Below are 18082 nucleotides of genomic sequence, written 5' to 3'. Positions count from 1 at the left end.
ATTACAGACTCAGCAAAAGCTGCCAAATCAGTGCAAATTGAAAAGCAATAAAAATAAAGATCAGAACACGGCAAATATCAAAAAGTTTTGCTGTAAATTTACTGTTCTTTTTATAATTATCGCTATATCGACACTTATAAAAAACAAGACATGCAAGTAACAATAAAATTGAATCAAGTATTACATAAAGAATGACTTTATTTTTATATTGGTATAATAACTGTTGTTCAGAATAATTAATTTTCTTTATTACTAGCTTTTTAGTTTTGTTAGTTGCATCTTGATAGATAATTTCTCTGATTTCATAAGTTACATTATTATTTTGCTGATTGATTCTCTGATCAGTTTCAATCTCTAAAATTTTATTATTCTCATCACGTATTAATTTACAAATTTCAATTTGATCCCTTTTTTTCAATATACCTTCACAGGTATAGCTTTTATATTGATAACCATGAACATAAAAGTGTGCATATACATCACCTCTTACAGTATTAATATGCTTTACCAAAGATGTATCTTTTGATTGCTTAAAAGTAACAACTTCATATGTTCCTTTATCAACCATCTTATAATGATTAATATTTGATAAAATACAGCCAGACAAAATCATTGTTTGGAAAAAAACAATAAAACCAAAAAATTTTATAAGATCTGACAATTTAAGTCCGCTGTTTTCATCTTCAACATATTCCTTATTTTTATTATTCAATTTTTCTTCTCACAATATTTATGTTTATTTTTTCGTCCACCACCACGGCATCGAACTTGTTTTTAATATTTTTCGATGCTGTTGATAATTCACATCATGCTTTTCAACTTCAATCCAAAAGCGCTGACTATGGTCAAAATGCTTCGTATGTGCCAACTCATGTACAGCAACGTATCGCGTGATTTCTTTAGGGAAAAGCACTAAACCACTATTCAACATAATGTCATGCTTAGAGGTACAACTCCCCCAACGTGTCTTCGGCTGCCGAATCGAACATTTTCCATAAGGTAAATGACACTCCTGAGCAATCTGACTTAAATAATTGGGCAAATAATCTTTGGCATACTGTATGACAAAAGCTTTTAAATAAACTTCAGGTTGTCGATCTGAAACTGACAAATGTAATGCATCTATGTCTAAGATAAAATTTTGTTTTTGCGTCGTATAAGAAATCTGTAAAGGTACATTTTGATTAAATAGTTTTAACTCAGTCGGAAGTACTCTCGGCTCACTCTTCTGAATTACCCGACTTTGTTGTTTATTCCATGTTTCAAGCAACCAACTTTCAGACTGATCTATAAACTTCTGAATTTGGGATTTGGTACAAAATACAGGAGCAGTTAAGCGAATCTGATGCGGTTCGACTCGCAGTCTTAAACGGGTAGATCGAACATTACGAACGATTTGGATTTCAGGAAGGTCTGCTAAAGTCATCGTATTATTTTTCAAAATCCTATTTTTTCAATCTATTCTTATGGTTGAAAAACCTCCTTTACAAAAAGGAGGTTTTAAAGTGTCAAATGACTATTTATATGAATTAGATTGCAGTACGCTCTTCAATGCCATTGTCAGTTGCCACCACAGCTACATCCGCTTTATTGATTGCAAAAATACCGTTACACACCACACCTGGAATGTCATTGATATCTTTTTCAAGCTGTAAAGCATTTAATATATTCAAGTTATGAACATCTAAGATGACGTTACCGTTGTCTGTCACCACGCCTTCACGATACGCAGGATCACCCCCCATAGACACAATTTTACGTGCTACAGCAGAACGTGCCATTGGAATCACTTCAACTGGAAGTGCAAAGCCACGACCCAATTGATCGACCCACTTAGAATCATCGACGATACAAATGAATTTCTTCGCAATCGATGCCACAATTTTTTCACGTGTTAATGCTGCACCACCACCTTTGATCATGTGCATATGACGATCGATTTCATCAGCACCATCAACATAAGCATCTAAACCGCCAACATGGTTCATATCCACAACTTCAATGCCTAATTTTTTAAGGCGTTGCGCTGTCGCTTCTGAACTTGCTACAGCTGCTTCAAGTTGAAGCTCAGGTAATAATTCAATTAGGAAGTTAACAGTACTTCCTGTACCAACACCCAAAATACCGCCTTTAGGCAAGTGTTTTAAAGCAGCTTGTGCAGCAGCTTGTTTCTTTTCATCTTGGGTTGCATACAGACTCATAACTTGGCTCAACTATTTTTTGACATTTGATGCTGATTTTACAGCCCAAATGCACAGGGGTTTGTTACAATAAAGCCCTATTTTAAACTGTTAGATGGAAAATTAACATGCTGTCTCGTTTGGTTCGACAAATATTACAAGCAACAGTCTACGATGTTGCAATCGAAACTCCACTCGAAGCAGCGCCACGAATTAGTGAAAAGCTTAATAATAACATTCGCTTTAAACGCGAAGATTTACAACCTGTCTTTTCTTTTAAGCTACGCGGCGCCTATAACCGTATTAGCCAACTGCCAAAATCTCAACTAGAACGTGGTGTAATTACAGCTTCAGCAGGTAACCATGCCCAAGGCGTGGCATTGTCTGGTCAAAAACTAGGAATTCGCGCGATTATTGTGATGCCTAAAACCACGCCTGACATTAAAGTTCAGGCCGTAAGGCGTTTAGGTGGTGAAGTTGTACTACACGGCGACTCTTTTGATGTTGCCAATAAATACGCGATTCAACGTGCCAAAGATGAAGGCATGACTTTTATTCCTCCTTATGACGATGAATTGGTCATGGCGGGCCAAGGTACAATCGGCAATGAAATTTTACGTCAATGGCGTGATGTGGATTATGTCTTCGTGGCTGTAGGTGGTGGTGGTTTGATTGGTGGTGTTGCTGCCTACCTTGGTGATGTTGCACCACATGTCAAAGTGATTCCTGTTGAATATGATGAATCTGCATGTTTAAAAGCGGCTTTTGAATCGGGTGAACGTGTTGTCCTCCCTTCTGTTGGCTTATTTGCCGATGGTACAGCTGTTGCTCAAATCGGTGAAAAACCATTTGAAGTGATTCAATTAATGAAATCTGACAATTCAGGCCCGATCGTTGAACGTGATGTGGTCTTGGTGAATACGGATGAAATCTGTGCTGCAATTAAAGACACGTATGACGAATGCCGTAGCATCGTAGAACCTTCAGGGGCAATGGCACTTGCTGGAATTAAAAAATACGTCGCTGAACACGGTTTGGAAAATAAAAATCTTGTGTCAATTGTCTGCGGCGCCAATATGAATTTTGACCGTCTTCGCTATATTGCTGAACGGACAGAACTTGGTGAACGTAAGGAAGCAATTTTTGCGGTAACGATTCCTGAAGAAAAAGGCTCTTTCCTAAACTTCTGCCGTGCCTTACAAGGTCGCAACATTACTGAGTTTAATTACCGTGCAAGTCATTCTTCAGCAGCGCAAGTCTTTGTCGGCATCAGCTTAAAAGGTGGCGAAAAAGAACGTCATGAAATTTTTGATACGTTAAAATTCCATTATGATGTCGATGATTTATCTGATGATGAAGTCGCAAAACTCCATATTCGTTATTTGATTGGTGGTCATGCGGATATTGAAAATGAGCGCTTGTTCCGTGTGGAGTTCCCTGAACGTCCAGGAGCTTTACTGACTTTCTTAGAACGCCTTGGCCCAACACATAATATTACCCTCTTCCATTACCGTAACCATGGTGCTGCCGAAGGTCGTGTACTTGTCGGTTTAGAAGCGACGGATGCTCAGCAAAATCCAGATGGTCTGATTCAGACTTTAGAAAATATTACTTATCCATATGATGAAATTACCAATAATTTGGGTTATCAGCGTTTCCTAAAATAAATCATCACGATTATTTTAAAAGAGCTTCGTCTTCGAAGCTCTTTTTTTTATGGCGAAATTACTCATAAATCGCCATATTGAGATCTCCATCATCATTAAAAGCTTGATTGAATTCTTGGACGATCATCTCAAGTTGTTGCTGATTTTGGCTAGGTAAGAGTAGCCAGTAGGGATTCTCACGATATACAACCAATAAAGACAATTGATGCTCATCTGCAACTTTTTTAATATTATCAAAAAGGATGGTTTCTGTTTGCTCCATGAGATCCATTTCTTGATCAAATGAATCTCCACCAAAGCCCTCTTCACTTTGTTCAAATAAATTCGAAAGTTGCTGATCAATGTCCTTGTTCAATTGCTGTGTATTGACATTAAATTTTTTAAAATAGTAATTTTCATCAATACCATTATCAAAATACTCTTGAAGCTCAATATAATGTAAATATTCAGCATCTTGATTGAGCCAATCTCGGAAATAATCAAAGTCATCCTGTTGGCTCTCTAAAGGTTGTTTTAGTTCAGGAATAAGGGATTGTAATACGCTGTAAATGTGTTGTGACATGATGATCTTCTCTATATTGATTTTTAATTTATAAAAGTCAGTGCTCAATCTATCAAATTATCAGCCAAAAATATAAAATCACGACAAAATATAAACTCACCTCGAATTTAGCTCAGGAATATTTTAGTTATGGCCCTGTTTGCAGTTATTGGTTTAGGTAGCTTCGGAGCAACTGTAGCCCTAGAGCTAACTCAATTAAAACATGATGTTATCGGCATCGATACTGAGAAAAAATTCGTTGAAAATATCTCGGAACAAATCAGCCACGCAGTGATTGCGGATGCGACGGATGAGCACGTTTTGCAAGAACTGAATGTTCAAAATTGTGATGCTGTTGTAGTGGCTATCGGTGATGATATTGAAGCCAGCATTTTATGTGTCCTACATTTAAAAAATTTAGGCGTAGAAAAAATTCTAGCCAAAGCTAAGTCTAAGTCACATCACATGATTCTGTCGCATCTTGGGATTGAACAAATTATCCACCCAGAAGAAGATATGGGCATTCGTATTGCACAGTCCTTAAGCTATCCTATGGTGCGGCGATATATGGCACTCAACGATGACCATTTTATTGTTAAAATTGAAGTTGAAGAACATTTAAAAGGCATAGAATTTAAAGAAATTGTCGATCAAACCGATGGTGTTAACCCCTTATTACTACAACGCGGTACGCATATTATTTATGATGTTGCCCCTGGTCTGTTACTACAAGCGGATGATATTTTAATTATCGAAGGCCCTGTCGATCGATTGCGTAAACTTTCATCGAGATTTAAACAAAAATGATGAAGTTCTATGCGGGATTGGTCAATAAACAAAGCAATAGTATCAATCTCAGCCCGCCAAGCTTATTGGCACTGGGCTTTCTGAGCTTCATTATTATCGGATCTCTTTTACTTAAATTGCCATTTTCACATCATGGCGACATCAGTTGGTTAGATGCAATCTTCACAGCCACATCTGCCGTCACCATTACGGGATTGTCTGTCGTCAATATCGGTGAAGCCTATACCACACTCGGACAGTTTATTATCATGCTGTTAATTCAGTGTGGTGGCTTAGGATTTATGACCTTTGCGATTCTCGCTGCGCTTAGCCTGTCTACAAAAATCGGTTTAAAACAACAAGTGATGGCACAAGAAACCATCGGGCAAACCAGCCTAGCCAATGCCACATTTACCATGAAAGGCGTACTGCTCTATTCCTTATTTTTCGAAGGTATAGGAACAATCATTTTAACCATTGCGTGGATGCCGACTTACGAGTTTAAGCAAGCGCTGTTCTATGCTGCTTTTTATAGTGTTTCAGCTTTTAATAATGGTGGATTCTCACTCTTTCCCAATAGTTTAATGAGCTTTTCAGGGCAATATATGGTGACGCTCACCATTAGTCTACTTTATATTATTGGTGGGATCGGTTTCTTAGTTCTCATGGATATTAAGCGCTCTCAATCTTGGAAAAAGCTTTCCACAAACAGCAAACTTATTCTATCAACAATCGCAGGCATTAACGTATTTGCTTTTATCGTGTTATGGAGTATTGAAGCCAGTAATCCGCTAACACTTGCACCCATGTCCCTTGGTGATCAAGCTTTAAATGCATGGTTTCATGCCACTGTGCCACGATCTTCAGGATTTAATAGTATTGAAATGAACAATATGAGTGATCCTGCAACCTTAGTCACGATGTTACTCATGTTTATTGGGGGTGGATCACTGAGTACTGCAGGTGGTATTAAAGTCGGTACTTTTATTATTATGGTTTTAAGTGTAATAACCTTCTTAAGACGTTCTGATGAATTACGCGTCTTCAAGCATTCCATCCCTGCCACAACTACCTATAAAGCTTTCGCAGTCGTCTCGATTACTTCAATGCTCATCTTTATAGGTTTCTTTAGTTTATTGATCTTAGAACCGAAAAAAAGCTTTTTGGATCTCATGTTTGAGGCAGTATCAGCTGCTTGTACGGTAGGGTTATCGCGTGGGATCACAGCAGACTTACAGCCGATGAGCTTAATGATTCTCATGCTGCTCATGTTTACAGGACGATTAGGACCTTTAACCCTTGCCTATTTGATTGCAACACCAAAGAAAAGTCGTTTAAGCCATCCCAAGACTGAGATTCAGATTGGTTAATTGAGTATTAATTTCACTTTTGAAATTACAATACAAAAAAGCTTGATCCATAGAAATAACGATCAAGCTTTTTTAATAAGTTTTAATAATGATAATCGCATTGACTAAAACCGGTATAACGATAATAACCGTCAACACCTAAATCAGCTTTATAAATCAAAAATGAAGAATACGTTGATTGTTTGATTTCATCAATAACCTTGATCATTTCATCATTGGCATGAATTTCATCGACGGTTTTTTGCATGGTCGACTCAAACTCATCTGAGATATATTCAAAACCTAAATCCATCGCAATAAATAAAGTATGTTCGCATGGCTGAATATATTGCTCTAGATCCCAATCCAACACAGCACGCTGACAGTGTGGGCAAAGTAAATTTTCATGAGGTGTTTGAACTTCGACAAGTTGAAAGGACATATTCAGGACTTTAAAATGATCAATAAAATGCTTGATATTTTAGCGACTCCCCTTGTCATAGAGTAGTAATAAATAGATTTTAATTTGAATGATCTAATATTTAATACAAGAACTGATAGAGCTGTAAACAAATCTAGAAATATGAATTTAAAAACAAACTTTATATTGACCTCATGCGACAATATTTCATTTAATAGCCAAATCGTTGCAACAATGGAATGGGGAAATGCTGTCGGACTTAGATGATTTTTATTGCTATGCGCTTGTTGTAGAACACGGTGGCTTTAGTGCAGCTGAACGTGCTACAGATATTCCCAAGTCAAAACTCAGCCGTCGTGTCTATAATCTAGAAGAAAGCCTAGGCGTTCGATTGATTCAACGTAGCTCAAGACACTTTGCCGTTACCGATATCGGCATGAATATTTATAGACATGCTAAAGTCATGATGAATGCTGCGCAGTCTGCACATGATCTAGTCGATCACTTGAGTGAACAACCGCGTGGTTTAATCAAAGTTAGCCTACCTGTTACCATTGCACAAAGTGAAATGGCGAAAGTATTGCCCGATTTTTTAAAGCTTTATCCTGAGATTAAAGTTCAATTGATCGTGAGTAATCGACGTGTCGACATTATCAATGAAGGGATTGATGTTGCGCTTCGTGTACGTTCGAGTTTGGATGATGATCCGAGCCTAATCGTTCGTAAGTTTGAAAATATTGAACAGCATTTATTCGCGAGCCAAGCCTATTTAAATGAATTTGGTATGCTAAATACACCTGAAGATCTGACTCAACATCGCATCCTGAGTATGGTCGATGAACTCACTGATCAACAGATGGTTCTAAATGGCGAGAATAATCAAACGATTAAAGTGAAAATTAATCCTGTTCTGATGGGTTCAGACCTGATGATGCTGGCAGATTTAGCATCTCAAAATTGTGGTATCTCATTATTACCAGACAATATCGTAGAAGATTATGTGGCCTCAGGGAAATTAGTCAAAGTTCTCCCAGAGTGGAAAGCGCCGCATGGTATTTTCCATGCAGTTTACCCATCAAGACGTGGCTTGCTCCCAGCAGTGCGTGTGTTCATTGAATATTTAGTTGAACATCTCACCAAAAGATAATTCTAAACTCAATTCAAGCTAAGTTTATGCAGAAAAAATGGCTAATCTTTGATACCATCGCCTCTGCTCTGTGCTAGTTTTTTTATTTTATGAATTCATCTTACCAACAACAGCTTGATGCCAAAATTGATCGCATTCGTTCACAATTTGCCGAATATAATCCGCCTGAATTAGAGGTATTTGCGTCTCCTGAAATGAACTTCCGTATGCGTGCAGAATTTCGTATTTGGCATACTGAAGACGATATGTTCTATGCAATGTTTGAACGTAGCCAAGATGGACAACACAAAACCGTTGTTCGTATAGATGAGTTCCCAATCGCAGATAAAAGCATTAATGATTTAATGCCTATTTTGCTTGAAGAGCTGAAATCTCAAGAGATTCTGTCCAAGCGATTATTTGAAGTGCATTTTCTCAGCACTTTAAAAGGCGAAATGCTGGTTTCAATGATCTATCGCTCAACACTGAAAGAAGATTGGGAGATTGCGGTTAAAACCTTAGCTGAAAAACTCAATATTAAAGTGATTGGTCGCAGTCGCGGTCAAAAAGTGATTTTAAGTGACGAGTTCGTTGTTGAAGAACTCAAAGTTTTTGATCGTACATTTAAATACAAACAAATCGAAAGTAGTTTTACTCAGCCCAATGCTGTGGTCTGTCAAAAGATGCTCGAATGGGCATGTTCAAGCATAGAAAAATCGGACAAAGACCTTTTAGAACTTTACTGTGGAAATGGTAACTTTACCCTTCCTCTGTCTTTGAAGTTCAATCGCGTACTTGCAACTGAACTGGCAAAATCTTCTGTGTATGCTGCACAATGGAATATTGAACAAAACAATATCGACAATATTCAAGTCGCACGTCTATCTGCTGAAGAGTTTACCCAAGCTTATAATGCTGAACGCGAATTTAGACGCTTACAAGAAGCAGACATTAATATCCAATCTTATGACTTTGAAACGGTGTTTGTAGATCCACCTCGTGCAGGAATCGATGAGGATACTTTAAAGTTATTACAAGGTTTTGAGAAAATCATTTATATCTCATGTAATCCAGATACTCTACATGACAATCTCAAAACACTTAGTCAAACTCACCGCATTGAAAAGTTTGCGATGTTTGACCAATTCCCTTATACCCATCATGTGGAATCAGGTGTTTTATTAGTTAAAATTTAAACAATTTATTTCCTAACTTAAAAAGCTATAATTTTGTAGCTTTTTTATACGATAAAATTTACTAATGAAAAATCAATAAGCTACAAAATATCAAGTCATTAAATTGTCATAATTTCGTTTATCTTCATATTTGTTATCGAAATAATAACTGTTGAAATGAGACGCACAGCACATTTTGGTACTTGTTTTATATTTTAGATTGGCTATATTTCACTCTATGTTAGGTTGTATGTGAAGGCTCTATATGAGTTTTTGGCAAAAGTTGTTTTTAAACACACCACAGCAAAATGAACATAAAAATCAGATTGCTTGTGTTGAAAATGATTGTTCTTGTAAAACGAATGATCAACTCATTGCAGCTTTGCAAAAAGCGACCGATGAAGATGTGATTTTCGGGATCAAGAAAGTTTTAATGTCTAGAGGATATAATCGTAAAGATTTATTGACATTGATCCAACCCAAACCACCTATTCAGTAATTGCAAAGTCGTCACTGAATTAAAAAAGCACTTATTCATAAGTGCTTTTTTATTGCTATTCTTTTTATAAATGATTGAGAAAATTGTCACCATTCATTAATTACTTTAGAAATTAAATATTTAAATACATATGTGGAAATAACTATAACGTTAAGGAATAACTATGAAAGAACATTTATTAGTTTTAATTTTAACTTCAGGACTTATTTTAAGTGCATGTAGTCAAATGCCATCTGAATGTGAGAGCTCTTGGGAAAAGATCGAAAAAATGGCAATTGACAGTGGAATACCTAAAGATGCAATGAAAGCTCAAAAAGATGAATTTATTGCCCAGATTAAAGGCATGTCAAAAGAACAAGCGATTGAAACCTGTAAAATGCAAAATTCCTTTTTAGACCTAGCTGATCAATAACCCTGATCTGATTATTTAAAAGCGATCTCGGACAAATTTATATTTTAATTTTTAGATTGACAAATATACCTTTTTGTCTTTAGCAGTCTTAAGAAATTAATAAGCCTTCATCCAATCTGAAATCACTTCTCTTGAATCATCCTGCTTATATATTTGTTATAATCAACACTCACTTTTCAATAAAACTATGCAATCCCTCTTTATTGGAATCAAATATGCAATCCAAACACGTCACTAAGTTTAGAGTCGGCAATCACTTAATTGTCAATCATTTTGGCTATAGCCATCATGGTATCTATGCAGGTAAAGGACGAGTGATCCACTACTCAGGATTTGCACATTTATTTAAAAAACATCCCATTGAAATCACTTCAATTCAACAATTCGCTCGCAACCGCAAAATCACAGTCAGACATTATGATTCACCCAAATATAAAGGCCGCCTTGTGGTTAGACGTATGCGTTCCCGAATGCATGAAAATAACTATCATCTGATTATTAATAATTGTGAGCACTTGTGTAGCTGGGCAATTACAGGCGTAGAATCTAGTCCCCAAGTGATTAAGATGATGAACCGTTTAACCACTATTGGTTATATCAGTTCTTTGGTCAGCTATTTAAATAGCTTATTCCTCACACTAGCAACAACTTGTTTTGCACTGGTGTTTTATATTAAGAAAAAATTGAATGATCAAAAGAAACTGAATAAACCTGTTTATGTTGCACTCAAACAAAGACAATTAAAAAATTTGCAAAAAAAAGCCCCGCTTAAGCAGGGTTTCGAGGAAAACATAGTTTCAAAATAAACCTTTCGGTTCAACTTCAATATGCGTCCTGATGACGCTATTGTCAACTCAAATTACTGTTTTTAAACAATTTAAATGATCTACAATATCATTTAAATATGCCTAACAAGCAATATAAAATCCTTTAATCCCTAAGACTTAGTTGTCATTGATGTGTCATAATTAAAAAAATAAAATGAATATTCACATGAATCAAGAAAATTAATTTACATAAATTTACTTTCTAAGCATCGGATTGTATAAAAATCAGATTTTAAAAAACCCCATCCTAAGATGAGGTTCTGGACAATGTAACTGTTTAAAACTTACTTCGCTGGTTTAAAACTATCTTTCAAATCTAGAATACGGTTAAACACCGGTTTCTCTGCTTTATGATCATGCTGATCTGCAACAAAGTACCCTTCACGTTCAAACTGGAAACGATCTTCAGGTTGAGCTTGAGCTAATGCAGGCTCAATCACTGCCTGAACAACTTTTAAAGATTCAGGGTTCAAGTGTTGTAAGAAATCATCGTCAGCATCCGGCGCAGCGACATTAAATAAACGATCGTAGATACGCACTTCTGCTTCGACACCTTTAGTCGCTGAAACCCAATGAATTACGCCTTTGACCTTACGACCTTCAGGATTTCTTCCTAAAGTATCAGGATCGATTGAACATTTCAGCTCAACCACTTCACCATTAGCATCTTTAATCACCTCATCGCACTTAATCACATAAGCATGACGTAAACGCACTTCACCTTCTGGAATTAAGCGTTTAAAGCCTTTCGGTGCAATTTCTTCAAAATCTTTACGATCAATATAGATTTCTTGGGTCAATGGAATAATACGTTCGCCCATGTCCACGTTTGGATGACGTGAATGGGTTAAATCCATATCTTCAGGCAGATTGGTCAAAGTCACTTTAAGTGGATTTAACACCGCCATACCACGAGCTGCCGTGTTTTCCAAAGACTGACGAATACAGAACTCAAGCATTGCCACATCAACAATACTACCATCCACCTTTGTTACACCGACGCGTTTACAAAAATCACGTAAACCTTCTGGCGTAAAGCCACGACGGCGCATACCGACAACTGTTGGCATACGTGGGTCGTCCCAACCATTCACATAGCCACCTTCAACCAATTTACGTAATTTACGCTTAGAGGTAATGGTGTAATCAATATTCAAACGGCTTGATTCGTACTGACGTGGTACTGATGGAGATTTAACTTTCTCAACCACCCAATCATAAAATGGACGATGATCAACGAACTCTAAGGTACACAGTGAATGCGTCACACCTTCAATCGCATCCGACAATGGATGTGCGTAGTCATACATTGGATAGATTTTCCAAGTATCGCCTGTCTGATGATGTTCAGAATGCAAAATACGATACATGATTGGATCACGCATATGGACGTTTGGAGACGTCATATCAATTTTGGCGCGAAGTACTGCTTGCCCTTCACCCAACTCACCATTACGCATTTGCTCGAAGCGGGCTAAATTTTCTTCCACAGTGACATCACGCTGTGGTGAATTTTTACCGGGTTCTACAAAGTTACCGCGGTTCAATTTGATTTCTTCAGGAGATTGTAAATCAACGTACGCATCCCCTTGTTGAATCAGTTGTACCGCCCATGTGTACAATTGGTCAAAATAACTCGATGCGTAGCGTGTTTCGCCATTCCAGTTAAAACCTAACCATTTCACATCATTGGCAATACCATCGACATATTCTTGTTCTTCTGCATCTGGATTGGTGTCATCAAAACGCAAGTTACATAAGCCTTGGTATTCATCTGCGATACCAAAGTTTAAGCAAATCGCTTTGACATGACCAATATGTAAATAGCCATTAGGTTCAGGTGGGAACCGCGTCACAACTTGTTGTGTACGACCTGCAGCTAGATCATCTGTAATAACTTGACGTACAAAGTCTAAGCCCGGCTGTTGTTCTTGCTGCGCAGCATCGACAGATTGATTTTGTGTTGTCGGGTTATTTGGCAGGGATGAAACAACATCATTTGGCTTCATAGTTGATAAATCACTTCTATAAGATAAAATAGGATAATTAAAACGCTAATTTTTGTTTATTAACAAAGAAAGTAACGTTTTTGCTTGCCTTGTAGTTTACAGTTTGCTTATGCTTCTCTCAACCACAAACCCATGGCTTTTTTGTCCATGATCAGGAGATTATAGAATGAGTTTTCCTCAAGTCGAATTAAACACCAATAAAGGACGTATTGTTCTTGAACTTAACTCTGAAAAAGCACCTAAAACTGTTGCTAACTTTTTAGAATACGTTCGTGATGGTTTTTATGATGGCGTTATCTTCCACCGTGTTATTGACGGTTTCATGATCCAAGGCGGTGGCATGGATGAAAACTTCAAAGAAAAAGCAACGCGTGATTCTATCGAAAACGAAGCCGACAACGGTTTAACCAATGATTTGGGTACTATCGCTATGGCGCGTACTCAAGCACCTCACTCTGCTTCTGCTCAATTCTTTATCAACGTTGGTAACAACGGTTTCCTTAACCATTCTGGTAAAACAGCACAAGGTTGGGGCTATGCAGTATTTGGTAAAGTGACTGAAGGTATGGAAGTTGTGAACGAAATTAAAGGTGTGCGTACTGGTAACCGTGGCTATCACGCTGACGTTCCTTTAGAAAACGTTGTCATTGAATCTGCTAAAATTATTGCTGAATAATTGTAAATCCTCCCTGAGTAGCACTGCTACGCAAGTCCTTTAATAAAGGAAGGAATAACCTCTTTTAAAATTAGGTTCTCCTCCCTTTCGTAAAGGGAGGCTGGGAGCGATTTCAAAAAGGAAAAAAAGTGACCTATCTGTTTATTTCAGATTTACATTTGTCACCTGATCACCCTCGACTTGTTCGGGGGTTTTTAGATTTATTAGAACAATATAAAAACAGCAACACTCAGCTCTATATCCTTGGTGATTGGTTCAATGCATGGATCGGAGATGATGACGCTTCAGATTGGCTAGATGAAATCGTTAATTCACTTCAGTTATTTACTCAGTTTGGCAATCATATATTTTTCCAAGTAGGCAATCGTGATTTTGTATTGGGACAAAAATTTTTGAATCGCTTTGGTGGTCAATCGATTCCAGATGTCGATTATTTAACAATCGCCAATTTAAAAGTTCGAATTGAACATGGTGATATGCTCTGTACCGACGACATTGCTTATCAAAGATTTCGCAAAGTGATTCGGAACCCGTTTATATTGGGTTTACTCAAACGCACCCCTCTCTCTTTCCGCAAGTCATTAGCCAATGGTTTTCGACAAAAAAGTCAGCAAGCCAATCAAATGAAAAGTTATGACATCATGGATGTAAACCAACATGCAGTTGAAAATGCGCTTCATGATGCGGATATTTTGATCCATGGTCACACGCATCGTCCTGAGATTCACGATGTGCATGGAAAAAAGAGAATTGTACTCGGTGATTGGCGTGAAAGTACTCAGGAGGCAATGATTCTTGAATTTAATCAACATGGTAAATTTGAGCTCATAAACTGCCTCTTATCAAACTAATTCAATGTCCTCAATTTAAATTTATTCAATTTTTAGCTTTCTATTCAGGCATCCTCTTTTAATGAAATCCACATCATGATCTGAGGCTAACTTATTAATTTGGTTATGTTTAAATAAAAAACCGCCCTTTTCATTATAATTGGTCCGCGTCGAAAGCATGCTATAAGTTTTACAATTCGCAAAATTTTGAATTTTAGAATACTCAGTTTTATCCTTATTTTTATTCTTTTCATATACGCTATATGCTAATGACAGCCCTTTATCCAAATCCCTATTTCTAATCGCGATCTGTTGAAATACCTCACCTTTATTCGTAATTTTAGAACTATATGCCAGCACATTGACATTTTTATCACGATTTAAAAACATCGCTTCAACCTCGTTAATATTAAGAGAAGGTTCATTTGACTGAGTGTAACTACTGAAGAACAGTAAAAATAAAATAAATATATTTTTCATAGATTCTATTTATATATTTGAAGGTTTAGAGAATATTATAACTCAAAAATTATCATCATTTTTCATGACAATCTGCAAATCTAGTTGTATTGCATTTAATCAATCTCATTTTGTGAGCTTTAAAATCTTCGGATCACAGTTCATACTGCAGAAGTTTTTATTTTCAGAGAACGCTATGTCTCAATTCAACAACATTACTATTGAAAACCACGATGACCACAAAGTTTCATTGCTGATCGATGGTAAACCCATTTCTGAAAAATTTGGCGTACAGTTTGAGAGTTCAATTGTTGATGAGCTTAAAGCACTAGAAGATGGCAAGGCACTACAACTCTTTGATCAATTTATTTTTTCTCACACAGACCATAATTTCGAACATAAATATCGCTATGTGACCAGCATCATTAAAACCGAATCTAATTTTAAAATTCAAACCAATTTTGTTTATCGTTTAACGTCTGAAGGCAAACCACCGATGGAAAATGCGATTACCAATCAGGGTAAACTTTTAACTCCAGAAGAAATTCAAGAATTTATTAGCAAAAATGTACAAACCGCGATGAAGCAATACACAGATTTAAAATACGCGTACTAATCCATCAGGTCGTAAGAATGAGGCCATCTTTTGGCTTCATTCTTTCTCAATCTACCCATAAAATTAATTACAACATTTGACTACAGAAATTGAATATCGATATTGAATCTTATTGATTGCAAGCCATTTATAATGCAGTAAAATCAATCTCATTCTTCTTGAGATTATCACCATGGATTTGTTGAATATTTCTAAATCACGTTACACCACAAAAGCATACGATCCTTCAAAAAAAATTCCTCAAGAACAATTTGATCGCCTCATTCAGATTCTTCGCCTTACTCCATCTTCGATCAATATTCAGCCTTGGCATTTTTTTATTATAGAAAATAATCAAGCCAAACAACGCATCGCGAAATCACTCGTCGGCAAATATGCTTACAATGCCCCTAAAATTTTAGATTCGTCACATAGTATTTTGTTCTGCACCAAAGCTGATATTACGGAACAACATTTGGACAATCTAATTCAGCAAGATGAGCTAAGTGGGCGCTTTAAAGATGAAACTGCCAAACAAGCTCAACAAGATGCCAGAACAGGTTATGTGGATTTTTATCGCAATGAAAAAGGTGATATTCAACGCTGGGCTGAAAACCAAACCTTTATTGCCTTAGGTCAAATCTTATTGGCTGCTGGTATTGAAGGTATTGATGCCACACCCATTGGTGGCTTCAATGAAGAAATCATTTCAGAGGAATTAGGATTATTCGAAAAAGGCTTAATTCCGTCTGTATTACTAGCCTTAGGCTATCGAAGCGAAAATGACTTCAATGCAAAATTGCCGAAATCACGATTGAAGGAAGAAGAGATTTTTACAGTTCTCTAATTCAAAAGCATCATCGCACTAAATAAAGCATAAAAGGCATCATCATGATGCCTTTTTAACAAGCTATTGGTCATTTACATTGCAATGATGACCTATATAGGATAAGCAGTCGCAATTTCTTGACTAATCATTGCGGCTGTCGCGGCTGATAAAGTCCAACCCAAATGACCATGCCCGGTGTTGTAAAATACTCGCTCCCGCTTGCCTCGACGCACGACTGGCATCATATTCGGCATCATCGGTCTAAGTCCTGCCCATGACACACAATATTCTGTCGATATATTAAAGTTCTTATTGGTCCAATCAATTAATGGTTGAATACGGTCTGAGCGAATATCACGGTTATAGCCATTGAACTCTGCCGTTCCTGCGATACGCAAACGGTCAACGCCTAATCTAGACGTTACAATTTTGGCGCTTTCATCTAGCAGACTGACCCAAGGGGCATTTTCGATACTGTGCTGATCCTCCAACTGTACTGTAATTGAATATCCTTTTACGGGATAAACATTGACCCGATCACCCAGCTGATTCGCCAGTTGATAACTGCCTACCCCAGCGCAAACCAATACAGCATCGACTTCTAAATGTTCAACCACAGCAGAGTTTTGCAACATATTTTCAGTACTTTGATGATACTTAATGAAAACCTTGTTTGGTGTATGCTCAACATCTATGACTTCCATACCAAACAAGTAATTGACCCCATTTTTTTGGGTGACATCTGCCAAACCCGTTGTAAATTTATGAATATCACCTGTGGCATCTCCCGGACAATAGAATCCGCCATAATAATTCCCAGTAAGACTTGGCTCAATTTTTCGAATTTCATCTAAGGTCACGGCATGACGCTCTAAGCCACCATGACACAACAGATCGTTGACACGGGTTGCAAAGATATAATCTTGTTCTGAGTGATAGAAATGTAAGATTCCTCTTTTCTCCAAATCAAAATCGATATGTTCTTGTTCAGCAATATCAAATAAGCGTTTACGCGCCAAGAGTGCCAAACGCACTGTTTCATGGGTATTCGTTTCATAATGTTTAATATTGCCCAGGAACTCCATCAACCATGCATATTTATGCACACTAAAAGATGGATTTAACAGTAATGGTGCATTTTTTTGCGCCATCCACTTAATGCCTTTTAAAACAGTCGATTTCTGATTCCAAACTTCTGCGTTGCAGGCGGACAGTTGCCCACCATTCGCGAAGGAGGTTTCCATCGCTGGGAATAGATGACGATCAATGACAGTGACTTGGTAACCCAGTTGAGACAGCTCATAGGCAGATGTAACACCTGTAATCCCTGAACCGATAATAACCACATGCGGCATAAATACACTCCTTGGAATGAATTCCAATATATAGCCAAATATGAAACATAAGCTACATCATCTTAAATACGATATCCAGAGCTTCCTGAATGGTTTTATTGTTCTGAGCAATGATGTGCCTGACTTTACTTTTTAAGACAGACCATGCTTTTTCAATAGGATTGAGGTCGGGACTATACGCAGGTAGATAAACGATTCTTGTCTTATATTTTGCTGCTAAATCATCAATCGCTTGACCTTTATGAATTGAGGCATTATCGAGAATCAGCAAATAATTTTTAGTCTGAATATCCTTTTCCTGTAAGCCCTTTAACAAATACTCCAACCAACACAGAAAAATACTCCG

21 protein-coding genes are annotated in these 18082 nt (G+C 37.1%); 12 read left to right on the top strand and 9 right to left on the bottom strand.

Going from position 1 to position 18082, the window contains the following annotated elements:
- Position 1: 1 nt before the first annotated feature.
- The 3 genes from AC5YD2_RS04740 to rpiA form a co-directional block, all read right to left on the bottom strand.
- Positions 2–712: a hypothetical protein gene (locus tag AC5YD2_RS04740; protein ID WP_496125213.1), complete on the bottom strand. Its 711-nt coding sequence runs from the start codon at positions 710–712 to the stop codon at positions 2–4.
- A gap of 24 nt (positions 713–736) precedes the next feature.
- Positions 737–1426, bottom strand: a complete 690-nt coding sequence (locus AC5YD2_RS04735) for a YgjP family zinc-dependent metalloprotease (RefSeq protein WP_496125212.1) — start codon at positions 1424–1426, stop codon at positions 737–739.
- A gap of 103 nt (positions 1427–1529) precedes the next feature.
- A complete protein-coding gene (gene rpiA, locus AC5YD2_RS04730; protein WP_496125211.1) occupies positions 1530–2201 on the bottom strand; it encodes a ribose-5-phosphate isomerase RpiA in 672 nt (223 codons plus the stop codon).
- 107 nt (positions 2202–2308) lie between these two features.
- Between rpiA and ilvA the strand changes: the two genes are divergently transcribed.
- The gene (ilvA, locus tag AC5YD2_RS04725; RefSeq protein WP_496125210.1) at positions 2309–3847 is read left to right on the top strand and encodes a threonine ammonia-lyase, biosynthetic; all 1539 of its coding nucleotides are present in this window, start codon (positions 2309–2311) and stop codon (positions 3845–3847) included.
- Positions 3848–3905: 58 nt separating this feature from the next.
- Here ilvA and AC5YD2_RS04720 read toward each other — a convergent pair whose 3' ends face one another.
- Complete coding sequence (locus AC5YD2_RS04720; protein WP_496125209.1) at positions 3906–4409, bottom strand: hypothetical protein; 504 nt, start codon at positions 4407–4409, stop codon at positions 3906–3908.
- A 129-nt stretch (positions 4410–4538) separates the two neighbouring features.
- Here AC5YD2_RS04720 and AC5YD2_RS04715 point away from each other — a divergent pair, with 129 nt between their 5' ends.
- Positions 4539–5195, top strand: coding sequence for a potassium channel family protein (locus AC5YD2_RS04715; RefSeq protein ID WP_496125208.1), 657 nt, complete (start codon positions 4539–4541; stop codon positions 5193–5195).
- On the top strand, positions 5195–6544 hold the full coding sequence (locus tag AC5YD2_RS04710; protein ID WP_496125308.1) for a TrkH family potassium uptake protein: 1350 nt from the start codon (positions 5195–5197) through the stop codon (positions 6542–6544). Before AC5YD2_RS04715 ends, AC5YD2_RS04710 begins: the two co-directional genes overlap by 1 nt.
- 82 nt (positions 6545–6626) lie before the next feature.
- Here AC5YD2_RS04710 and AC5YD2_RS04705 read toward each other — a convergent pair whose 3' ends face one another.
- Entirely contained in the window at positions 6627–6965 is a 339-nt protein-coding gene (locus tag AC5YD2_RS04705; protein ID WP_496125207.1) for a hypothetical protein, read from the bottom strand.
- 226 nt (positions 6966–7191) lie between these two features.
- Between AC5YD2_RS04705 and AC5YD2_RS04700 the strand changes: the two genes are divergently transcribed.
- The 5 genes from AC5YD2_RS04700 (at position 7192) to AC5YD2_RS04680 (ending at position 10962) form a co-directional block, all read left to right on the top strand.
- Positions 7192–8091 (top strand): LysR substrate-binding domain-containing protein, encoded by a 900-nt coding sequence (locus AC5YD2_RS04700; protein ID WP_496125206.1) that lies wholly within the window; start codon positions 7192–7194, stop codon positions 8089–8091.
- Positions 8092–8180: 89 nt separating this feature from the next.
- Entirely contained in the window at positions 8181–9266 is a 1086-nt protein-coding gene (gene trmA, locus AC5YD2_RS04695) for a tRNA (uridine(54)-C5)-methyltransferase TrmA (protein ID WP_496125205.1), read from the top strand.
- 244 nt (positions 9267–9510) lie between these two features.
- Entirely contained in the window at positions 9511–9744 is a 234-nt protein-coding gene (locus AC5YD2_RS04690) for a hypothetical protein (RefSeq protein ID WP_496125204.1), read from the top strand.
- A gap of 163 nt (positions 9745–9907) precedes the next feature.
- Positions 9908–10156 (top strand): hypothetical protein, encoded by a 249-nt coding sequence (locus AC5YD2_RS04685; RefSeq protein WP_496125203.1) that lies wholly within the window; start codon positions 9908–9910, stop codon positions 10154–10156.
- Between the two features lie 215 nt (positions 10157–10371).
- On the top strand, positions 10372–10962 hold the full coding sequence (locus AC5YD2_RS04680; RefSeq protein WP_496125202.1) for a lecithin retinol acyltransferase family protein: 591 nt from the start codon (positions 10372–10374) through the stop codon (positions 10960–10962).
- Positions 10963–11267: 305 nt separating this feature from the next.
- Here AC5YD2_RS04680 and AC5YD2_RS04675 read toward each other — a convergent pair whose 3' ends face one another.
- A complete protein-coding gene (locus AC5YD2_RS04675) occupies positions 11268–12992 on the bottom strand; it encodes a glutamine--tRNA ligase/YqeY domain fusion protein (protein ID WP_496125201.1) in 1725 nt (574 codons plus the stop codon).
- Positions 12993–13158: 166 nt separating this feature from the next.
- On the opposite strand from AC5YD2_RS04675, the gene AC5YD2_RS04670 reads away from it, so the two are divergent.
- On the top strand, positions 13159–13668 hold the full coding sequence (locus AC5YD2_RS04670) for a peptidylprolyl isomerase (protein ID WP_496125200.1): 510 nt from the start codon (positions 13159–13161) through the stop codon (positions 13666–13668).
- 128 nt (positions 13669–13796) lie between these two features.
- Positions 13797–14519, top strand: a complete 723-nt coding sequence (locus AC5YD2_RS04665) for a UDP-2,3-diacylglucosamine diphosphatase (RefSeq protein ID WP_496125199.1) — start codon at positions 13797–13799, stop codon at positions 14517–14519.
- A 21-nt stretch (positions 14520–14540) separates the two neighbouring features.
- Here AC5YD2_RS04665 and AC5YD2_RS04660 read toward each other — a convergent pair whose 3' ends face one another.
- A complete protein-coding gene (locus tag AC5YD2_RS04660) occupies positions 14541–14888 on the bottom strand; it encodes a hypothetical protein (RefSeq protein ID WP_496125198.1) in 348 nt (115 codons plus the stop codon).
- Between the two features lie 265 nt (positions 14889–15153).
- Between AC5YD2_RS04660 and AC5YD2_RS04655 the strand changes: the two genes are divergently transcribed.
- Together AC5YD2_RS04655 and nfsB are read left to right on the top strand one after the other, a co-directional pair.
- Positions 15154–15573: a hypothetical protein gene (locus AC5YD2_RS04655; RefSeq protein WP_496125197.1), complete on the top strand. Its 420-nt coding sequence runs from the start codon at positions 15154–15156 to the stop codon at positions 15571–15573.
- A 172-nt stretch (positions 15574–15745) separates the two neighbouring features.
- Positions 15746–16399 (top strand): oxygen-insensitive NAD(P)H nitroreductase, encoded by a 654-nt coding sequence (gene nfsB, locus AC5YD2_RS04650; protein WP_496125196.1) that lies wholly within the window; start codon positions 15746–15748, stop codon positions 16397–16399.
- Between the two features lie 92 nt (positions 16400–16491).
- On the opposite strand, the gene AC5YD2_RS04645 is transcribed toward nfsB, so the two are convergent.
- Both AC5YD2_RS04645 and AC5YD2_RS04640 read right to left on the bottom strand, forming a co-directional pair.
- The gene (locus tag AC5YD2_RS04645; protein ID WP_496125195.1) at positions 16492–17736 is read right to left on the bottom strand and encodes a D-amino acid dehydrogenase; all 1245 of its coding nucleotides are present in this window, start codon (positions 17734–17736) and stop codon (positions 16492–16494) included.
- A gap of 52 nt (positions 17737–17788) precedes the next feature.
- Positions 17789–18082: transposase (locus tag AC5YD2_RS04640; protein WP_496125194.1), on the bottom strand; the 294-nt coding region annotated here is incomplete at its 5' end.

Source organism: Acinetobacter sp. CY73, from assembly GCF_059515865.1.
The sequence above is the reverse complement of the archived record's forward strand: the minus strand, read 5'-3'. Positions and strand labels throughout refer to the sequence as shown.

Excerpts from the sequence above, each read along its gene's own strand:
- AC5YD2_RS04735 (WP_496125212.1), bottom strand. The coding sequence starts at position 1,426 with ATGACTTTAGCAGACCTTCCTGAAATCCAAATCGTTCGTAATGTTCGA.
- rpiA (WP_496125211.1), bottom strand. The coding sequence starts at position 2,201 with ATGAGTCTGTATGCAACCCAAGATGAAAAGAAACAAGCTGCTGCACAA.
- ilvA (WP_496125210.1), top strand. The coding sequence starts at position 2,309 with ATGCTGTCTCGTTTGGTTCGACAAATATTACAAGCAACAGTCTACGAT.
- AC5YD2_RS04720 (WP_496125209.1), bottom strand. The coding sequence starts at position 4,409 with ATGTCACAACACATTTACAGCGTATTACAATCCCTTATTCCTGAACTA.
- AC5YD2_RS04715 (WP_496125208.1), top strand. The coding sequence starts at position 4,539 with ATGGCCCTGTTTGCAGTTATTGGTTTAGGTAGCTTCGGAGCAACTGTA.
- AC5YD2_RS04710 (WP_496125308.1), top strand. The coding sequence starts at position 5,195 with ATGAAGTTCTATGCGGGATTGGTCAATAAACAAAGCAATAGTATCAAT.
- AC5YD2_RS04705 (WP_496125207.1), bottom strand. The coding sequence starts at position 6,965 with ATGTCCTTTCAACTTGTCGAAGTTCAAACACCTCATGAAAATTTACTT.
- AC5YD2_RS04700 (WP_496125206.1), top strand. The coding sequence starts at position 7,192 with ATGCTGTCGGACTTAGATGATTTTTATTGCTATGCGCTTGTTGTAGAA.
- trmA (WP_496125205.1), top strand. The coding sequence starts at position 8,181 with ATGAATTCATCTTACCAACAACAGCTTGATGCCAAAATTGATCGCATT.
- AC5YD2_RS04690 (WP_496125204.1), top strand. The coding sequence starts at position 9,511 with ATGAGTTTTTGGCAAAAGTTGTTTTTAAACACACCACAGCAAAATGAA.
- AC5YD2_RS04685 (WP_496125203.1), top strand. The coding sequence starts at position 9,908 with ATGAAAGAACATTTATTAGTTTTAATTTTAACTTCAGGACTTATTTTA.
- AC5YD2_RS04680 (WP_496125202.1), top strand. The coding sequence starts at position 10,372 with ATGCAATCCAAACACGTCACTAAGTTTAGAGTCGGCAATCACTTAATT.
- AC5YD2_RS04675 (WP_496125201.1), bottom strand. The coding sequence starts at position 12,992 with ATGAAGCCAAATGATGTTGTTTCATCCCTGCCAAATAACCCGACAACA.
- AC5YD2_RS04670 (WP_496125200.1), top strand. The coding sequence starts at position 13,159 with ATGAGTTTTCCTCAAGTCGAATTAAACACCAATAAAGGACGTATTGTT.
- AC5YD2_RS04660 (WP_496125198.1), bottom strand. The coding sequence starts at position 14,888 with ATGTTTTTAAATCGTGATAAAAATGTCAATGTGCTGGCATATAGTTCT.
- AC5YD2_RS04655 (WP_496125197.1), top strand. The coding sequence starts at position 15,154 with ATGTCTCAATTCAACAACATTACTATTGAAAACCACGATGACCACAAA.
- nfsB (WP_496125196.1), top strand. The coding sequence starts at position 15,746 with ATGGATTTGTTGAATATTTCTAAATCACGTTACACCACAAAAGCATAC.
- AC5YD2_RS04645 (WP_496125195.1), bottom strand. The coding sequence starts at position 17,736 with ATGCCGCATGTGGTTATTATCGGTTCAGGGATTACAGGTGTTACATCT.